At 60.6% G+C, this 17,618-nt stretch carries 14 protein-coding genes and 2 pseudogenes; 4 read left to right on the top strand and 12 right to left on the bottom strand.

Features of this window, described 5'->3' with window-relative positions:
• Positions 1 to 142: 142 nt before the first annotated feature.
• The 8 genes from B0E49_RS12075 to B0E49_RS12110 form a co-directional block, all read right to left on the bottom strand.
• On the bottom strand, positions 143 to 1,342 hold the full coding sequence (locus tag B0E49_RS12075; protein ID WP_077562438.1) for an MFS transporter: 1,200 nt from the start codon (positions 1,340 to 1,342) through the stop codon (positions 143 to 145).
• Positions 1,343 to 1,424: 82 nt separating this feature from the next.
• Positions 1,425 to 2,807 (bottom strand): amidohydrolase family protein, encoded by a 1,383-nt coding sequence (locus B0E49_RS12080; protein WP_077562439.1) that lies wholly within the window; start codon positions 2,805 to 2,807, stop codon positions 1,425 to 1,427.
• Entirely contained in the window at positions 2,795 to 3,868 is a 1,074-nt protein-coding gene (locus tag B0E49_RS12085) for an ABC transporter ATP-binding protein (RefSeq protein ID WP_077562440.1), read from the bottom strand. Before B0E49_RS12085 ends, B0E49_RS12080 begins: the two co-directional genes overlap by 13 nt.
• Positions 3,865 to 4,983 (bottom strand): ABC transporter ATP-binding protein, encoded by a 1,119-nt coding sequence (locus B0E49_RS12090; protein ID WP_217349242.1) that lies wholly within the window; start codon positions 4,981 to 4,983, stop codon positions 3,865 to 3,867. The genes B0E49_RS12085 and B0E49_RS12090 overlap by 4 nt, the downstream gene beginning before the upstream one ends.
• Before the next feature lie 110 nt (positions 4,984 to 5,093).
• On the bottom strand, positions 5,094 to 5,936 hold the full coding sequence (locus tag B0E49_RS12095) for an ABC transporter permease (RefSeq protein WP_077562442.1): 843 nt from the start codon (positions 5,934 to 5,936) through the stop codon (positions 5,094 to 5,096).
• An 18-nt stretch (positions 5,937 to 5,954) separates the two neighbouring features.
• Positions 5,955 to 6,872 (bottom strand): ABC transporter permease, encoded by a 918-nt coding sequence (locus B0E49_RS12100; RefSeq protein WP_077562443.1) that lies wholly within the window; start codon positions 6,870 to 6,872, stop codon positions 5,955 to 5,957.
• A gap of 112 nt (positions 6,873 to 6,984) precedes the next feature.
• A complete protein-coding gene (locus B0E49_RS12105) occupies positions 6,985 to 8,595 on the bottom strand; it encodes an ABC transporter substrate-binding protein (RefSeq protein WP_077562444.1) in 1,611 nt (536 codons plus the stop codon).
• Between the two features lie 257 nt (positions 8,596 to 8,852).
• Positions 8,853 to 10,211: an amidohydrolase family protein gene (locus B0E49_RS12110; protein ID WP_168175051.1), complete on the bottom strand. Its 1,359-nt coding sequence runs from the start codon at positions 10,209 to 10,211 to the stop codon at positions 8,853 to 8,855.
• A gap of 357 nt (positions 10,212 to 10,568) precedes the next feature.
• Between B0E49_RS12110 and B0E49_RS12115 the strand changes: the two genes are divergently transcribed.
• From B0E49_RS12115 to B0E49_RS12130, 4 genes and pseudogenes are all read left to right on the top strand, one after another.
• On the top strand, positions 10,569 to 11,555 hold the full coding sequence (locus B0E49_RS12115) for a LysR family transcriptional regulator (protein WP_077562446.1): 987 nt from the start codon (positions 10,569 to 10,571) through the stop codon (positions 11,553 to 11,555).
• 35 nt (positions 11,556 to 11,590) lie between these two features.
• A pseudogene (locus tag B0E49_RS12120) lies at positions 11,591 to 12,345 on the top strand (tyrosine-type recombinase/integrase); the annotation flags it as partial.
• A 239-nt stretch (positions 12,346 to 12,584) separates the two neighbouring features.
• Positions 12,585 to 12,977 (top strand): annotated as a pseudogene (locus B0E49_RS12125) (branched-chain amino acid ABC transporter permease); the annotation flags it as partial.
• Positions 12,978 to 12,997: 20 nt separating this feature from the next.
• Positions 12,998 to 13,897 carry an IclR family transcriptional regulator gene (locus B0E49_RS12130; protein ID WP_077562447.1) on the top strand — a complete coding sequence of 300 codons (900 nt, stop codon included), beginning with the start codon at positions 12,998 to 13,000 and terminating at the stop codon, positions 13,895 to 13,897.
• On the opposite strand, the gene B0E49_RS12135 is transcribed toward B0E49_RS12130, so the two are convergent.
• From B0E49_RS12135 to dmpG, 4 genes are all read right to left on the bottom strand, one after another.
• On the bottom strand, positions 13,883 to 15,028 hold the full coding sequence (locus tag B0E49_RS12135) for an MFS transporter (RefSeq protein WP_077562448.1): 1,146 nt from the start codon (positions 15,026 to 15,028) through the stop codon (positions 13,883 to 13,885). The two genes, B0E49_RS12130 and B0E49_RS12135, sit on opposite strands and share 15 nt — an antisense overlap.
• Positions 15,029 to 15,135: 107 nt before the next feature.
• Positions 15,136 to 15,486 carry a Rieske 2Fe-2S domain-containing protein gene (locus tag B0E49_RS12140; RefSeq protein ID WP_077562449.1) on the bottom strand — a complete coding sequence of 117 codons (351 nt, stop codon included), beginning with the start codon at positions 15,484 to 15,486 and terminating at the stop codon, positions 15,136 to 15,138.
• Positions 15,487 to 15,529: 43 nt separating this feature from the next.
• Positions 15,530 to 16,573, bottom strand: a complete 1,044-nt coding sequence (locus tag B0E49_RS12145) for a 2Fe-2S iron-sulfur cluster-binding protein (protein WP_168175052.1) — start codon at positions 16,571 to 16,573, stop codon at positions 15,530 to 15,532.
• A gap of 22 nt (positions 16,574 to 16,595) precedes the next feature.
• Positions 16,596 to 17,612: a 4-hydroxy-2-oxovalerate aldolase gene (gene dmpG, locus B0E49_RS12150; RefSeq protein ID WP_077562451.1), complete on the bottom strand. Its 1,017-nt coding sequence runs from the start codon at positions 17,610 to 17,612 to the stop codon at positions 16,596 to 16,598.
• Positions 17,613 to 17,618: the final 6 nt, after the last annotated feature.

Consider the following 17,618-nt stretch of genomic DNA (forward strand, 5'->3'; position numbering starts at 1 on the left):
ACATTCTACCGAAACCTACTCCTGAAAATGGGGGACTACCGCGCCCTTGCTCGGTCTGGATTGACAGAGCAAGACGGGCTGCTTGAAAAAACGGACCTTCTCAGGCCCATCCAGGTTCAGACCGATTCAGGCCTGGGCCGATTCATTCCGGCTTTGCCTCTGCAGGCATGATTCTTACGGCGGAATACAGCGCAGCCGACGCCATAAGGTACAAAAGAACGGTCATCGAAAAGGCACGCACCGAGACCTCGAGTGCAGCACCCAGGACAATTGGAAGAATGACACCGGTCAGCCGGGTGGACATCACCACGCTTGCAAAGCCATACGCCCGCGTTTCCAGCGTTGTGCCAAAATATGCGTGGACATTACCCAGCACGATCCCGATCCCCAGGGCAGCCCCGTGAATGGAAAAAAGCACGATTGCGGTCAGGGGGTCCGTCATGAAGGGTGCGGCGACCAGGGTCAGGGCACCGACCCAGGCGGATGCGACCCAGTATTTTGATAGCGAATCCCTGGAAAAAATCGTACCAACCAGGATCACAGAGGAAATGGACACCACTTCTCTGACCGTCAGGGCAGATCCCACCGAGCCCTCCAGGCCATTGGCGCTCATCACGGTCGGGAAAAAAGCATACCCGGCAACCAGATAGGCTTGAACGCTCGCGCTGGCATAAATGGACTTCTTGACTCCATTCGATATGCTGCCCCTGATCGAGGCAAATTGCTGCCTGGCGTTCGCCGAATTTCCAGAAGGCTGGACCAGCACAAGCGGCAGGCTGCGGGTCAGGAAAATCATCATGATGCTGATGAGCAGGGCAACGCACGCCCCCATCCAGAGTTCGTTGGTATAAAACAGGTATCCAATGAACAGAGAGGCGGCGAAGGCGCCGATTCTCTGCACGATAGCGTTCACCACCTGAACGGGAACCTGGGCGCCTTTTGCCTGTGTGGCAATCCCTCCCAGAAGGGGCGCGATCAGACAGGAAAACCCGAAGGCCGCCACGGCGGTCGCCACCACCAGCAGCAAAATGTTCATGCGCGTGTTCACGCCGACCGCGGACGCGTAAAGCAGGCAGCAGGAGATTGAGAGGCACAATGTGCCGCTTAGAATGATGAAGCGGGTACCCCGCTGACGCGCAATGTGCGCCAGCGGAAGATCGGTAAAGAGCCCGAGCCCCGTCAGCACCGCCGTCAACAAGCCAACATGCAAAGAGCTCAGACCATTGCTCATCCCGATGATCGGCGTCAATGAGAGCATCAGGGTATAGAGGCCGAAGCAGCCCATCGACAATGTCAGATAAGTGCCTATGACTCGGTGCCTGGCCAGATCGCTCATCCGCATGTAAAACCTCGTTGAGTTCGGGCCGCATCACGCAAGGCCACGACTTGCATGGCTGATGCTTGAAACCGGACCCTGTCGCGCATCAAAGGGCGGTTTCCGGAAGCACGCCCTGCCTGGCCCCGATCTCCCAAATCTTGCGGGCTGCTTTTGCTGCGTCACGGATGATCTCGCCTTCATTCGCTGTCAACAGCTCTCCATTGCGCACCACGGGTTTGCCATGCACCATGATCAGGACAATGTCTGCTGCCGACCCCTTCCAGATGAGATTCTTGACAGGATCCCACACCGGCTGCAGATGGGGCTTGAAGAGGTCGAAGACCAGCAGATCCGCCTTGGCGCCCGCGGCAAGCCTGCCCAGATCGGGGCGGTTCAGCGCGTCAGCGCCTGCGAGTGTCCCGGCAGCCATGAGCTGGTGGGCCGATGCCACATGACCTTTATTGAAATGAAGTTTGGAAAAAAAGCCGGCGGTGCGCAATTCATTGACGAAATTCATGCCATGAGAGTCGGTGCCGATGCCGGTGCGCACGCCCGCATCCGCAAACCGCGCGTACGGAACATTGATGCCCGCACGTGCAAAGCTGATCACGCAATTCGCCACATGGGTGCCGGTACGCGCCAGAACTGCCAGCTCATCATCGGTGACATGCACGCAATGCGCCAGGGTAACGTCGTCCCCGAGCATGCCGCAGTCCTGCGCATACGCCACGGGCTCCTTCCCATACCGACGCCACAGAAGCGCGACTTCTTCTGGTGTCTGCGCCAGGTGCGTGGTGATCACGCATCCCAGCTGATCGGCCGTTTTGCGGATTTCTCGCAGCAAGTCCGGCTCGCAGGTGTCCATGGCGTGGGGACCCAGCGCCACCTGGATCCGCCCATCCCGACCTTCATCATGGGCGTGAAAGAGTTCCACCGAACGGGCCAGCTGCCCCAGCCCGTCTCCACCATACGCATAGTCGATGTCGCCTTTGGCATTGAACCCGACTTTTGTCGCGGACAGGATGTTGGGGGCGCCCACGACCCGATTCCCAAGCTCACGGGCCATGTCGAAAAAGACTTCCTGCCCGTGGTGCCACATGTCCATCACGGTCGTGCACCCACCCTTGAGCACATCGATCAGGCCCAGCGCGATGACGCTGCGAAGCTCGGCAGCGGACAGCTCATCTGAAGCGATTTTCCCCAATGGCATCAGGATTTTGTAAATCAGCTCCGGTATCCAGGGGTCCAGCGTCAGGTCGTCTGGAATGCCCCTGAACAGGGCGCCATTGAGGCAATGTGAATGGATATTGACGAATCCGGGTGTCACCAGACCATGCTCATACCGCAGAACATCGTCGGTGGCGGCGGGCGCATCTTGCGTGACCGCCTCGATGTTTGAACCCTCGATGTAGACATAGTGATCCTGGAGCAGACTCTGACGCTCTCCGTCCATTCCCAATACATACTTTGCTGCAATCACCTGTGCCATGCCAGCCTCCTTTCAGGGACGGGTCTTGCGACCACCCGTGGCCGTACCAGACCCGCGTATTCATCGGGTCCGCAGGGAAAATGGCATGCGGTCGCGTGGCCATGTGCATCCACGTTGAGCTCGGGCATTTGCTGTGCACAGATGGACTGTGCTTTCCAGCACCTTGTACGGAATGGACACCCTGATGGCGGATTGGCTGGATTGGGGATATCACCGCTCAGAATGATGCGGTCATTACCCCGCCTTTTGACGGGGTCCATGCTTGGAACCGCAGACATGAGCGCCAGCGTGTAGGGGTGGGACGGCTTGCCCAGAACCTCCAGGACCGGGCCGGACTCCATGACTTTGCCCAGATACATCACCATCACGTGATTGGCAACGGCCCGTACAACCGACAGATCGTGAGTGATGAAGATGGAAGTCAGCCTGCTTTCTTTCTGGATGGCCGCCAGCAATCGGATGATCTGCGCCTGCACCGAGACATCCAGAGCGGACACCGGCTCGTCAAAGACCACCAGCTTGGGGCGGATCGCCAGGGCGCGCCCAATGGCAATTCTCTGCTTTTGGCCGCCGGAAAATTCGTGTGGGTATCTGTCCACGTACTTCCTGGACAAGCCGACCGCCTCGAGCAACTCCAGCACCCGGGATCTGCATTCAGATTTCGATACCCCTTGCACCACCAGCGGTTCTGCCAGCAAATCCCCGATGCGCATGCGCGGACTCAAGGAACTGTTCGGGTTCTGAAACACGACCTGGATGTCGCGCCTGATCTCTCGCAGGCTCCTGCCGCCCAGGGCGGTGATGTCCTTGCCCTCGAACAGGATCTTGCCGCCTGTGGGGCGCAACAGCCGGGCCGTGGCATGGCCCATGGTGGTTTTTCCAGAACCCGATTCCCCGACAATCGCCAGCGTCTCGCCCTCGGCCATGCTCAGCGAGACCCCGTCCACGGCCCGAACCCTGCCAATGACGTGACGCAAGACACCCCCGACGATCGGGAAATGCACTTCCAGCTTCTCGATGCGCAGAATTTCCCGCCTTTCCTGCTTCTCTTGCTTATTCATCGACCGACCTCCACCGCGGTAGCCTGTGCCTCTTCGGCAGTTTCACCAGCCCGGGGGCTGTCTTGCCACTGGTCTTCAAACGCCTGATCGCCGAATAGGATCTCCCCGGCAAAATGACAGGCCACATGGCGGCCGTCGCTGATCTCGCGATAGTCGGGCTTCCTGGTGCGACAGATATCCCGCCGATACTTGCATCTGGGGTGAAAGTGGCAGCCGGATGGCATGTCCGCCGGGTTGGGTGCCTGGCCGGGAATGGGGTGGATGCCCTCGATGGTGGTATCCAGTGTCGGGGCGCTGTCAATCAGGCCATAGGTATACGGATGCAGCGGTTTGTCCAGCACGTCCGAGACGCTGCCGGACTCGATGACTTCTCCTGCATACATCACAATGACTTTGCTGGCCATCTGGGAAATCACCCCCAGATCGTGGCTGACGAGGATCAGGGAAGCGCCGGTTTCCTTCTGCGCCTTTTTCATCAGATCAAGAACTTGCGCCTGTATGGTGACGTCCAGCGCAGTTGTAGGTTCGTCCGCGATGAGCAGCTTCGGATTGTTCGCGATCGCGATCGCAATCATGATGCGTTGTCGCATGCCGCCCGACAGTTGATGCGGATATTGCCCCATGAGCCGTGCCGGATCCGCCATGTTCACCAGAGTCAGCAGCTCCAGCACGCGTTCGCGCACCTGCGCCTTGCCAAGGTTCGTATGATGGCAGAGCAGGGTCTCGGCGATTTGATCACCGATCTTCATGACGGGATTCAGAGACGATTGCGGGTCCTGGAAGATGTAGCCTATCTCCTTGCCGCGTATGTTTCTCAGGCAGGATCGCTCTTCTTTCAGCAAATCCCGACCTTCAAAGACCACTGTGCCGCCCGCTATATGGGCCGGTGGTGATGGCAAAAGCCCAAGCGCGGCCAGCAGGGTCACGCTTTTGCCCGAACCGGACTCGCCAACAATGCCAAGCGTTTCGCCTTTGGACACATCAAACGAAACCTTGTTGACTGCCAGCACGGCAGAATCTGCCTCTCCGAACTTTACGGACAGCTCCTTGATGGATAGCAAGGCTTGCTTGTCCGGTGCGTCCGGTCCTTCATGTTGCTTGATGTTCATTTTCATTTTGTCTCACTCGTTCCCCAGCTGTGCTTTCGAATTCCGCGGTCCTGAAGTCCGGCAATTGCTTCAGGGTTCAGGGAATCGCTTCAGCATTCAGAAAGTTCTTCACGGATTCAGAAAGTCACCCTTGGATCCAGCATGTCCCGCAGGCCGTCGCCGACGTAGTTGAACGCCAGGACGACGATGAATATGGCCAGCCCCGGGATTGCCAACAGATGCGGTGCGTTGAAGATATAGTCACGGCTTTCTCCGAGCATGGTCCCCCACTCGGCCGCTGGCGGTTGAATTCCCAGCCCCAGAAACCCGAGGCCTGCGGCCGCAATGATGGTCAGCCCGATATACAGGGTGCCCTGAACGATGATGGGCCCGATGATGTTCGGCATGATGTGTCGCACGATGATGCGCATATTGCTGCAACCGACCGCGCGGGCACTGCTGATGTACTCCTCGCCCTTGACGGCCAGCACCCCGCTGCGGATCAGGCGAACCATCGGCGGCACGGTGCTGGCACCCACGGCAATGATCACGTTGACCAGGCCCGTTCCCAGGACGGCCACAAAGGCCAGTGCCAGCAGAAAGGGCGGGAAGGCAAACAGCACATCGACCACGCGCTGGGTGGTCATGTCGGTTCTTCCGCCGATGTAGCTGGTCACCAGGCCGATGGGCAGGGCAACGGCAACGCCGAACGCCGCGGCGCCAATCCCGTACAGCAGCGATACCCGGGCGCCGTAGACGATGCGCACTGCCATATCGCGCCCCAGCTGATCGGTGCCGAATGGGTGGCTCCACGACGGCCCGGCCAGCACCTTTGCGAGGTCCATCCGGTTGGGGTCACCCAGGTTGACGGCCCAGGGCAATACGATTGCAACACCTACCAGAATGATCAATATCAAGAGCGAGGCGAAGGCCGCCTTGTTCGCAGTGAATCGCCGCCATTTTGTGGATTCATGAATCATGGTGGAGTTCCAGACTAATTAGTTACGGATCCGCGGATCGAATACGGCATAGGACAAATCGACCAGCAGGTTGATGACGATGATCAGCGCGCCATACACCAGGATCACCCCCTGAACGATGGGAAAGTCGCGCGCAAAAATGGAGTCCACCAGCAGCCTGCCGATCCCGGGCCAGCTGAACACGACTTCTGTCAGCACGGCACCCCCCATCAGCTGCCCGAATTGAAGGCCAATCACTGTAATCACGGGCAGCATGGCATTGCGCAAGCCGTGCCTGCTGATGACCAGCCAGTCCTCGACCCCCTTGGCGCGGGCCGTTCTGATGTAATCCTGCTTCAGGACCTCTAGCATCGCGGCGCGCGTCACCCGGGCAATCAGGGCAAGGCTGAATGAGGCCAGCGTCAGCGTGGGCAATATCCAGCTTTTCCAGGTCAGCATGCCTGCAGAAGGCAAGAGCTGGAAGTGCACCGAAAAAAGCAATATCAGCAGCAGTCCGAGCCAGAAAGTCGGCATCGAGCTGGCACCGATGGCCATCGCTGATACGCCGTAATCCAGCGGCGAATTGGGGCGCAGCGCGGCCAGGATGCCCAGCAGGATGCCTGCCACGGTGGCGGTCAGCACTGCAGCAATGGCCAGGCCGACGGTGGCAGGCAGTCGGTCCACAATTTCCATAGTCACGGAGCGGCCAGACCGCGCCGAGACACCCAGATCCCCAACGGCCACCCCCTTCAGGTAGAAACTGAACTGAGCAGGCAGGCTCTGGTCCAGTTTCAGCTCCTCGCGGATGCGTTGGACGTCCTGTGGCGACGCATTCAGTCCGGCGATGACCCGGGCGGGATCGCCCGGCAAGGCCTGCACCATGCCAAATACCAGTACACAGACGCCGAACAGCGTCGCCAGCGATCCAATCAATCGACGAATTACTAATTCACGCATTCTGCAGCCTCATAGGGTCACTTTGCGAACCAATCGGTCGCGCAGGCAGGTGTCCGTACCTCGCGCGAGGCAGCGGCACATGCCACCTGGCGCGACCGGTATTCAAGTTGCTTCAGTTGGAGTTCAGAGGCCGTGCGTCATACGCCCGATACATCTCGTTGGGCAGCGTCTCGACACCGGTGATGTTGGCGCTCGTCACGATCGGGATTCCCTGATTCCACAAAAATACCCAAGGAGCGTCCGCCCACATGATTTTCTGGGCCTGGCAGTACAGGTCGTCGCGCTTTTGCTTGTCCGGTTCCTTGCCGGCCTCCTTCCACAATTTGTCGAATTTTTCATTCTGGTAGAAGGCGGTGTTGTATCCATTGGGCGGGAATGCTGAAGAACCCGCAGCGAACAGCGCAAAGCCCGGGGTGGCGGCCGCTGGAGTGGAGCCAGCATAGCCGAACATATTGATCTGTGCACCCTGTTTGGCCGATGGTTCGGCGACCCAGGCCAGGTAGGTGGCCCAGTCGGTGGTTCGGACCGTCGACTTCACGCCCACTTGCTGAAAATAAGCGGCGATTGCCTGGGTTGCCTGCCTGTCCTGGATGTAATGACCATTGGGTGCAATCAGCTTGACGGTCAGATCCGTAGCCCCTGCTTCGCTCAACAGCTTCCGCGCCTTTTCAGGGTCGTACTTGTAAAAACCGGTATCACAATAGCTGGCCATCAAATTGGAAAGCGGCGAGTGGGTCGGTGTGGCTGCCCCGAACAAGATGTTCTTGATGATCGATTGCTTGTCCACTGCATAGTTCAGCGCTTGCCTGACGCGCACATCCGAAAACGCGGTTGATTGGTTGTTCATCGCCATGTAGACGACGCGTGTCGTCGGGCCAATGATGACCTTGATCTTCGGGTTTTTCTTGAGCTTGTCTATATCGACGCTGGGCGGCTGCATGATCATGTCGGCCTGGCCGGACAGCACAGCCGCTTCGCGCGAGGCTGGTTCGGGCATGATCAGGATCTTGATCGTCTTGTAATAAGGCTTTTTCCCCCAGTATGAATCCCATCGATCGAACGTGAGGTGATCGCCCCCTACGTATTCGCGGAACTTGAAAGGGCCTGTCCCCACGGGATAGACGATTTTCTCGTAACTGTTGCCATGCTTGTTGATGCTGGCCGGAGACATCATGGCCGCTGGCCCCGTGACCAGGGAACCCACGAAAGCGGGGGTGGGTGCCGTTAGCGTAATGCGCACGGTATGATCGTCAAGCGCCTTGACCTTGTCCACGGTCTCAAAATAGCCGCGCAGCGGTACGCGGATCTTCTTGTCCAGCACGCGGTCGAAATTGAATTTCACAGCCTCTGCATTGAACGGCGAGCCATCCTGGAACTTCACGTTCTTTCGCAGATGAAAGGTCACCTGAAGGCCGTCTTCGCTGGTCTCCCAACTCTCGGCCAGCGCGGGCGACAGGGAACCGTCAGGCTCCAGGCGCACCAAAGGCTCCACCACGAATTCCATGTAATTCATGACCGCCGTGCTGCCCTGTCCCTGGACGTCCAGCGTGTCTGGTTCGGTACCCGCGCCGATTGTGAACAGGTCGTTCGAAGGCGCTGCCTGCGAGATGTGTGGCAGGCCAGTGGCCATGGCTGCGACAAAGACACCCGCAAGCGCGAGGCTCAGGGCGTGGCTGCGTTGCCTGGTTGGTTTCCTCGCGCGTTCAGATTGGATCACTTTCATTTCAACGTCTCCTTTTGTCTTGTGCAACTGAACGTCAGTTGCGCTCAATGTTTAGTTATGGGTCAGGTCTTGGGCCGACTGCTTGATGACTTCTTTCTTCGTTTCTCCTTTTATTGCCGGTGGGCAGCCGTCTGGTGATGAGTCCGGCCTGTTCATCCTGACCCGGGGTCAAGCCGGCACGTTTGAAGCTGCTTGTTGAATGGTGTCTCGGTGGCTCAAGGGGGCCAGGCCCTCCGTGAGCTGTTGTGAGCCGCAGTTCAACCCCTGGAATTGGGCGGCGGCGGGGCGTCGAACCAACCTTCCTTCTGCAACCCTTCCCAAATCCGCTTGCTGGCCTCACCGCCCTCGGAGACCACGCGGCCTTCGTCGGCGGCCACGAGCTTGCCGTCGTGGACCTGCATGCGGCCGTTGATCATGACATGGCGCACGTTCCTGCCGCTGGAGTACAGCAGATGATGCAGCGGCTCGGGGGGCAGGGCGCCCACGCCACCCAGTGGCTTGGTCACATCCACCACGCACAGATCGGCCTTGGCACCGGGGGCCAGCCGCCCGAGATCACCACGACGCAGCATGTTTGCCCCGCCAACGGTTGCCGCGCGAATTGTGTCGGCAATCAGTGGACGCTGCATCTTGGCCTTGCTGTCCTTTTCCAGCAGACTCATGCGCAGCTGGCCGTTCAGGGTGGCCAGTTTGATGTTTTCCATGTAGTCGTTGCCGATCTGGTCGATTCCCAGCGAGATGTTCAGACCTCCTGCCAGGGCTTCGGGCAATGGCTGCGAGGCCTGGTGCAACATGCTTGCCATGCAGGCGCAATGTACATAATTCACGCCATGGCGTTTCAGGATGGCCGGATCCTTCTCCATGTCCATCTTGTACAGGTGGGCGGCGATGACCTGCTGGTCAAAGAATCCCAGGCTTTCCAGCCAGGCAACCGGGCGCATGCCCCACATGCGCTCGCATGCTTCCACTTCGCGGATGCGCTGGGCCAGGTGAATGTGAACGCCATTGCCCAGTTTGGCAGCGGCCGCCTTGACTGCTGCCAGTGTTTCTGGCGTATGCGTGTCGGCGGCATGGATCGCCATCTGGGCACGCACGAGATCATCGTCCGACTGGTTGATTTCGAGTCCGAATTGCAGCGCTTCCTCGATATCACGCAGGGTTTCTGGGACAGAATCCAGCAGGACCCGATCGTCGGTGCGATACCAGATTTTCATCAGCCGGTCGCTGTTCGGTACGATGACGCTGACATAAGCACGCACGCCCCAGGCGCGCGCCACCCGCACGAACGACTTGGCATAGCGAACCGAGCCGCTCATCTCGACGAATGTGGTGCAGCCCGATTTGACTATCTCGGCCATGTTGTAGGCGGTCAGCGCGTCCAGTTCCTCGTCGCTGAAGTTTTCCACCATGGCGCAGGGGCGGTCCATGAAGCGTCCGCTTTCGATCAGGCCACGCGCCGGGCTGCTGATGCAGGTGTGCGTGTGTCCGGAAATGAAGCCCGGCAGAACCAGGCAGTCGCTGGCGTCGACGCGCGCTTGCCAGCCCTGCACCTTGCCTGGGCGGATGTCGACGATCTCCGAGTCGCGGATCACGATCGACACATCTTTTTCGAGCACTTGCTTTCCGTTGCGCTCCACCAGGGCCCAACCTGCCTCAATGACACAATCTTGATCGGAATTGTGGTTTCTAGTCATCTCTTTCCTCCGGAAACTGCATCAGAACGGGGCACGCTAACACTGATGCAAGACATTCATAACAATATTTTTTAGGCCATCTCACGTATGGCCTCACGTATCACACAGGTATTTACAATTTTATTCATGGATCTTCATAATCAACGTGCTACGTATGATCACAAGGATACAGTCCATGGTTCCAACTGGTTCCAACCTGTGCTTGAAGCAGATCGTAATGGGCGATGAAGATTCTTCCCAATACTGTTTTTATATGAATAATTAACACAAAAGATATAGATGCTCAACCTTCAATCGCTGCGCTGCTTCGTCGCGGTGGCAGACCATTTGAACTTCACCCGGGCGGCTGCGAGTCTGAACATGGCGCAGCCCGCACTGACCCGCACCATCAATCAGCTGGAGGATCGTCTGGGCGCGCCGCTTCTGAGTCGCGACACGCGCAACGTGCGCCTGACGGCAATCGGGCAGCTTGTCCTGGAAGAGGCCCGCAAGACCCTGACGCAGGCGTTGCGCACAGAGCGCCTTGGGCGTGAAATGGCGCTTGGGCAAACCGGGCAGTTGAATATCGGCTACACGGCCTTTGTGGTGGCCGACCCGCTGGCACCGCTGCTGCGGCAGTTCAGCGTATTGAAGCCGAACGTGCGGATCGAGCTGAACAATAATCCGACAGAACTGCAATTGCCTGCCCTGTTGAACGCCTCGGTGGATGCAGCACTGATGCTTGGCCCGATCTCGATTCCCGGAGTCCTGACTTGCAAGATCCGCGAAGAACCGCTGAGTGTCGTGATGCCGCGGGACCACGTGCTTGCGGAAAAAGACGCCATCACTGCGTCGGATCTGCACAAGGTCAAGCTGGTGGTCGGTACGGAAAATCAGTGGAGTGTCTACCGCCGGGCCATCTTCTCGGAATTTGATCGTTGCGGCGTGCTGCCGCGGATCTCTCAGGAAGCGCCCACGCCCGAGGCGATTTTCTGGCTGGTGATAGCCGATCTTGGAGTGACGATTTTCCCTACTTCCTACGCGCACCACCTGGCGCAGGCATACTCGGCCGACTTGATGTCAGTCCGTCCCTTTGTCACGCAGAAGTCCGGACTCAGCACGCTATGTGCCTGGCGCAAGGACAATCTGAATCCCGTGTTGCCAACATTCATTCAGTGCCTGAAGGCGCAACTGGAGCAGGAGGCCTCGGACCCCGCCCGTGTGCTTGCGGCGCTGCGTCGCGCCCCCGCCGGTTCGCGAACGCCGCCCGGCCTTTCCGCTGAATAGCCCCTCGGTCCCCTGGCGGGCTGCGCGGCATCCACGCCAGCTTTCTCCAGCGCCCTCCCGACACAGCCACAGTGGAAGATCTGCGGCGCTTCCAGTTGCACCTGGTCGATCGCGGCGTCTCGCCGATCGCCCTCAATGCCACCATCACCGGCTTGAAGTTCTTCTTCGATGTCACGCTCGACCGAGGCGAGCTGATGGCCAGGATGAGCTACGTGTGTGTGGCCTAGAAGCTGCCGGTGGTGCTGAGTCGCGAGAAGGTGGCGCGTCTGATCGCTGCGGCCTCCAACCTGAAGTACCACACGGCACTGTCTATCGCCTACGGCACGGGACTGTGGGTCAGTGAGATTGTTGCGCTGAAGGTGGGCGACATCGACAGCCAGCGCATGACCTTGCGCGTCGAGCAGGGCAAAGGCCGCAAGGATCGCTACGCCATGCTCTCGCCGGTGCTGCTGGAGCGGCTGCGCGCCTGGTGGCGATTCGCACATGCACACGGCAAGATGCTGCCGGGCGGTTGGCTGTTCCCGGGCATGAACCCGGTGGATCCTTTGACGGCACGCCAGCTCAACGGCGCGGTTCACGACGCCGCCGAGGCGGCCAGGATCGACAAGCGTGTCTCCATGCACACGCTGCGCCACAGCTTCGCCACGCACCTGCTGGAGCAAAAGGTGGACATCCGTGTGATCCAGGTGATGCTGGGACACAAGAAGCTGGAGACGACATCGATTTCACGCACGTGGCCACCGAGGTCCTGCGTGAGGTCGTCAGCCCACTGGAGAGGCTACCGGCATAGGGTGGCTTGAGGCGCGCCGGGCCGATCTGCAGGCGAAAGCGGCCAATCATCGGTGTCGGCTTACCGGAACCCAATTGAATTCCAGTCAACGGTCGTTCATGACCGGCTTGACGACCCGATGCAAACTGCTGCGTGAGTCGGCAGCGGACCTTCGTCTTCGCCGCAATTTCCGGGCGAAGCTGATCGGCTCGCCCAGCGACCATCATCTGTCACGAACGACAAGCGCAATGCTGCTGAGTCCACGCTTGAAGACCGTGGTGCTCGGCTTCGCCACGTTGTCGGATGTGCACTGGTCGCTGTCGGGCGAGGTCGTGCTGATGACCTTGCTCGGCGGCATGGGCACCTTCACCGGGCCAGTGCCGGGCGCATTGGCGGTGCTCAGGCTGCAGAACTTCCTTGCCGACCGCGTCGGCTCGCAGGTGCAGGTCATCATCAGAGCCATCTTTGTCGTTTGCGTCAGCGCCTTCCGCCACGGTTTGATCGGTGAGCCGCTCGCTTGGACGGCGTCTGCCTTGAGACGCCACGGCAGAAGAGACGGCGGGGCACCTGACTCCAAAAGTGAAAAAATCTTGCGAAATAGTGAAATACAATGGCGCCGAGAATCGGTGGCCGATAGTCCGCCTTCATATTGATCTGACAAGGGCTTCAAAACATGGTGCAGCAGAGCGCGAAAACGCGGAAAGACCCCATACTTTCGCGGAAGACGAAGGCCTCGGCCAGTGGGGAGCCGGCAGCCGTCGGATCGCTGTCACGTGGGCTGCAGATCGTCGACGTCCTTACGTCTGCCCAGGGCTGTCTTACGCTGTCCGAAGTTGCCGCGCTGACGGGTCTCGACGCCAGCACCACACTTCGGTTGCTTCACGCACTCAGCGAGCATGGGTATGTCGTACGGGATGACTCCGCCAAACGCTATATGGCAGGACCTCGCGCACTCTCTCCGCTGTCGCTGTTCCACCCGCTCACCCTGTTTCGCCGAGAAGCGGAACAGGTCCTGAGATCGCTGCAGCAAAACACGGGGGAAACTTGCGCGCTGGTTCTGTTCCTGGGCAACGAACGCCTCGTGGTCGACTTCATCCGCGGCAGGCAGCCGCTTTCGCCGTACTACGACACATGGCTCAAGAGCCCGCTGCATGGTTCGGCATCCGGAAAGATTCTGTTGGCATGGCTTTCCGATGCAGAGCGGGAGCAATTGCTGGGAGCGGGCCCCTATATGGCGCACACCCCAAAGACGGTGACGGATCCGGTGATCTTCAAAGATCGGCTCGAGGAAATCTGCCGTCAAGGCTATGCAGTGGCGCGCGACGACGCCTATCAAAACCTGGTAGCCATCGGCGTGCCACTGATGATGCCAACTCACAGCCGGCCCATGGGGTGCCTGGTGGTCACCTGTACCAGCCAATTGCTGCCCGAAGACGCCGAGGCCGACATCGTGAGCAGCTTGAAGGCTGCTGCAGCGCTGCTCATAAACAGTTCGCCGAGCTTGCAGGTTCTCAGGCACTGGACCCCGCGCGGCGCGCAGCGGCAGGTTCGCGCAAGTTCAGATCGAACGTAGGTGCTCGCGCAGCCGCAGCAGCCCGGCGGCGCCCAAGCCGGCCGAGCAGGCCGCGACCAGAAAGGGTATCGCGTATCCACCCGTCAGGTCGCGCAGCCAGCCACTGGTCCAACTCCCGATTCCGGCCGCGACGAATCCGAAGGAGTAGATCTCGGCGATTCGGCGCCCCGCCTGCGCGGCAGGAAACATTTCCCGCACAAGGATCGCGTAACCGGGCATGTAGCCGCCAAAGCCCAACCCGATCAGTACGACGCCCACCGTGATCGCAACGGGCCCCTGCGCCGTCGCCAGCCAGGCCATCCCGAACACAAGCAGCACGGACATCGCCAGCAGCGTGCGGTAGCGCCCTAATCTGTGCGACAACTGTCCGGCGAACAAGCGCGGAACGAGCGTCACGCCAAGCAGCGCCGAAACCAGGGCCGCGGCGGCGGCCGGCGCAAACCCTTGCTCCTCGCCGAAAGCCGTCAGGTGTCCGATCACCATGAAGCTCGCATGATTGGACAGGGCCATGCAAAGGCCCAGCATGAGGAAGCCGCCGCGTGCCTCAGATAGGCCCGCTTCGCCAGTGCCGGAAAGATCGGGCGGAGCGGCGTGTGGCGGAGGCGCACGCCGGAACGCGAACGCGCATGCCACAAGTGCGAGGCCTGCAACAAGCCCGTAGGCCACTAGCGTCGCCCGCCATCCGAACGCACCCGCACCCCATCGCATCAGGGGCGGCAGCGTCAATCCGCCCACGCTCTGCCCGCTGGCGGCGATGGCGATCGCCAGCGCCCGATGCCGATCGAACCATTGACTGACGGCAGCCGTGAGCGGGCTGAAAAACGCGCCCTGCCCGATGCCGCCAATGAGCACCCCATAGGCCAGATACAAAGTGAGCAAATTCTGGGCCGAGGCCGCGAGCAGCAGGCCCAGGCCGGTGGCGGTCGCGGCCAGCATCGCAATGCGAAAGAACCCGAATCGGTCCAGCATTCGACCCAGCACGAGACTGCCGATGGCCGCGCCGAACATCGCCGAGGTGTGCACGAGGGCAATGGTGCTCGCTCCCGTCTCCCAGTAGCGGGCAAGCGGCTTTAGCAGTATCGGAACGGACGTGACAGCGCCAAAACCGAGAGACGCGATCACCAGCGTCATGGCGGCAACCCACCAGCTGTAGCGGCTTTCGATGGATACGGTTTCCCTTCTGATGCCAGGAACGCCGTCTACACAACCGCTGGAAGGCTCAGCCACGGAGACAAGGGCTAATCGTCACCGCACGCAAGCGGCCCAGTGTCCACCAGGATTTTTCCGTTCTCGATGCGTACCGGTGCCACCGCGAGACGTTTCTCCGCAATTCCAAGAGGATCGCCCGTTTCGAGGTCCCACTGCCAAAGGTGCTTGGAACAGGTCAACACATTGCCATCGGCAAAGCCAAAGGCGAGCCGCTCATCCAGATGCGGGCAGAGCGCCGGGCAGGCGACGATGCGATCACCCAGGCGCACCAGCAGAACATCGCGTTCGCCGGCGCGACACTCCATCATCTCCTCGCCATCAAAATCCGCGGCATCGCAGGCGGCTTCCCATTGTTCGTTCTGTTGCATCTTGGTATCCATAGCACGGTTCCTCCGCTAATCCAGGTTTGCGGCACTCGCCGCCTCAGGAAAAGCTGTCGTAGCGTATGCCCGTAGGGTTCAGGCGCGCCTTGGTGATCAACATCCGCAGCGTGCCCCGAACCATGGGCGGCGGCCCGGCAACGAACACCGCACGGTCCTTCCACAGGCCCTCCAGGCAATGTGCCGCAACCTCGTGCGCCATGCCCGACTCGACCTGCAGGTGGGCGCCGGCGCCGGGCAGCGCAACATCAGCGCTGTCTTCGTCGGACAGCGCCACGACGATCCTCAGGCTCTCCGGGAAGCGTGCGGCCGCTGCGGCCAGGCGGTCTATGACAGCGGGACAGCGCGAGGTGCGCAGTCCGCACACGAGATCGAGGCGATGCCATTCCAGGTGGCCCGAAGCGACCGCCCAGTCGAGTATCGACAAGGCTACCGCCGCGCCGGACCCTCCGACGACCACGGCAAAGTCACCGTCCTCATCCGGCCGCACATGCGCCGCGCCCAAGGGGCCAAACACCTGCACGTGAGAACCTACCGAATCAGGCGAGCACAGCAGTGGCGAAAGCGCGCCTTCGGCCTTGTTGCGCACGACCAGCGACAGGCGCGACACCTCTTGCCCGTCGTGTGCCGGCGAATAGGCGCGGTAGCCTTCGACGCCTGGCACAGCCACCAGCACGAACTGGCCGGCAAGAAAGCGAATCGGCCTATCCAGTTCCAGCTCTACCCAGGTCAGGCCGTCGTCATTCGGAACCACGCGCGCGAGCATGCCCTCGTAGCGTTGAGGCAGTGCGCGCGCATGCGTGTGCGCGTCGGGCTTTGCTTCGATGACACAGGCGCCGCGCGCGTGCGACTGGCACAATAGTATCTCAGCGGGATCGCGCAATGCGCGCGCCCCAGGTGCATCCGGCCACAGCGACTCAACGTTTCCGGACACTACCTTGGCACGGCAATCACCGCAGGTACCCGTGGCACAGCCGTAAGGGAGGCTCACGCCCCCGCGCAGGCCGGCGTGAAGCAGACGCTCGCCCGGCGCGCAGGCGAAGCTGTGGCACTCTTCTGCGCTTCGCACTTCGATGATGGCGTCCAATTCGGCTCTCCTGGCTCTCGACTCAGGCTGCCAGGCGCATGGCACGGGACAGTTTCTGGGCCTCTTCGATCACCACATCTTCCTGGGCGGCGACCACCTTGCGCTCGCCAAGGCGTAGCACCAGCGCGCGCGCGTCGCAGCCATACTGCTCGGCAGCGTGCCTTACAGGATTGATGTATCCGCCATAAACATTGGCGTAGCCCATGAGGAGGGAATCGTTGTCAATGACGGGCATGGGTTGCGGGGCTACCTGGCGCGCGAAGACATCGGCCGCATCCATGATGCCGAACAGATCAGTGCCCACCTCGTGACCGGCGCGCTTGAGCGCCGTGACTGCCACTTCGGTCTGGGCATTGCCCGCACCGCCGCCAAAGCCCTTGAGACTGCCGTCAATGAAGGTCGCGCCCTCGTCCACGGCGGCAAGGATATTGCCGATGGCCAGACCCAGATTGTTGTGGGGATGAAAGCCGATCGGAATGTTCACGGCCTGGCGCACCGCGCGAATCCGGGCGGCCACTTCCCTCGGGACCAGATGCCCCTGCGATTCGGCGAGATTCACATAGTCCGCGCCGTAGGATTCGAGTTTGCGCGCTTGTTCCGCCAGTTGCTCAGGGCTGGCCATGCCCGCCGAGATCAGATAGCCGACGGTGAACATGCCGAGATCCTTGGCGCGCCGCAGATGCTGCTCGGTCACGTCGGCCTCGGTGCAATGCGTCGCGATACGTGCCACGCCCACACCGACTTCGGCCGCCATCTCCAGGTCGGCGAACAGTCCGAAGCCTGGCACCAACAGGATGCCGACTTTCGCGCGCTTGGTGACCTTGCATGCGGCTTCGAGCAGTTGGCGGTCGGTGGCCGGTGCACGACCGACATGCACGCAACTGCCGCCCAGTCCGTCGCCATGACCGACCTCAATGATGTCGACCCCGGCGGCGTCGAGGGCCGCGGCAGTCGCCTGCACGATCTCCGGCGTGAACTGATGGCGGAAGGTGTGATTGCCGTCACGCAAGGTGACGTCGACGAAAGTAATTTTGGCCACAGGTTT

Origin of the sequence: Polaromonas sp. C04 (genome assembly GCF_002002705.1) — a bacterium.
Classification (GTDB): domain Bacteria; phylum Pseudomonadota; class Gammaproteobacteria; order Burkholderiales; family Burkholderiaceae_C; genus Rhodoferax_A.

Excerpts from the sequence above, each read along its gene's own strand:
- B0E49_RS12080 (WP_077562439.1), bottom strand. The coding sequence starts at position 2,807 with ATGGCACAGGTGATTGCAGCAAAGTATGTATTGGGAATGGACGGAGAG.
- B0E49_RS12115 (WP_077562446.1), top strand. The coding sequence starts at position 10,569 with ATGCTCAACCTTCAATCGCTGCGCTGCTTCGTCGCGGTGGCAGACCAT.
- B0E49_RS12135 (WP_077562448.1), bottom strand. The coding sequence starts at position 15,028 with ATGACGCTGGTGATCGCGTCTCTCGGTTTTGGCGCTGTCACGTCCGTT.
- B0E49_RS12095 (WP_077562442.1), bottom strand. The coding sequence starts at position 5,936 with ATGATTCATGAATCCACAAAATGGCGGCGATTCACTGCGAACAAGGCG.
- B0E49_RS12090 (WP_217349242.1), bottom strand. The coding sequence starts at position 4,983 with ATGAAAATGAACATCAAGCAACATGAAGGACCGGACGCACCGGACAAG.
- B0E49_RS12075 (WP_077562438.1), bottom strand. The coding sequence starts at position 1,342 with ATGCGGATGAGCGATCTGGCCAGGCACCGAGTCATAGGCACTTATCTG.
- B0E49_RS12085 (WP_077562440.1), bottom strand. The coding sequence starts at position 3,868 with ATGAATAAGCAAGAGAAGCAGGAAAGGCGGGAAATTCTGCGCATCGAG.
- B0E49_RS12130 (WP_077562447.1), top strand. The coding sequence starts at position 12,998 with ATGGTGCAGCAGAGCGCGAAAACGCGGAAAGACCCCATACTTTCGCGG.
- B0E49_RS12140 (WP_077562449.1), bottom strand. The coding sequence starts at position 15,486 with ATGGATACCAAGATGCAACAGAACGAACAATGGGAAGCCGCCTGCGAT.
- B0E49_RS12100 (WP_077562443.1), bottom strand. The coding sequence starts at position 6,872 with ATGCGTGAATTAGTAATTCGTCGATTGATTGGATCGCTGGCGACGCTG.
- B0E49_RS12105 (WP_077562444.1), bottom strand. The coding sequence starts at position 8,595 with ATGAAAGTGATCCAATCTGAACGCGCGAGGAAACCAACCAGGCAACGC.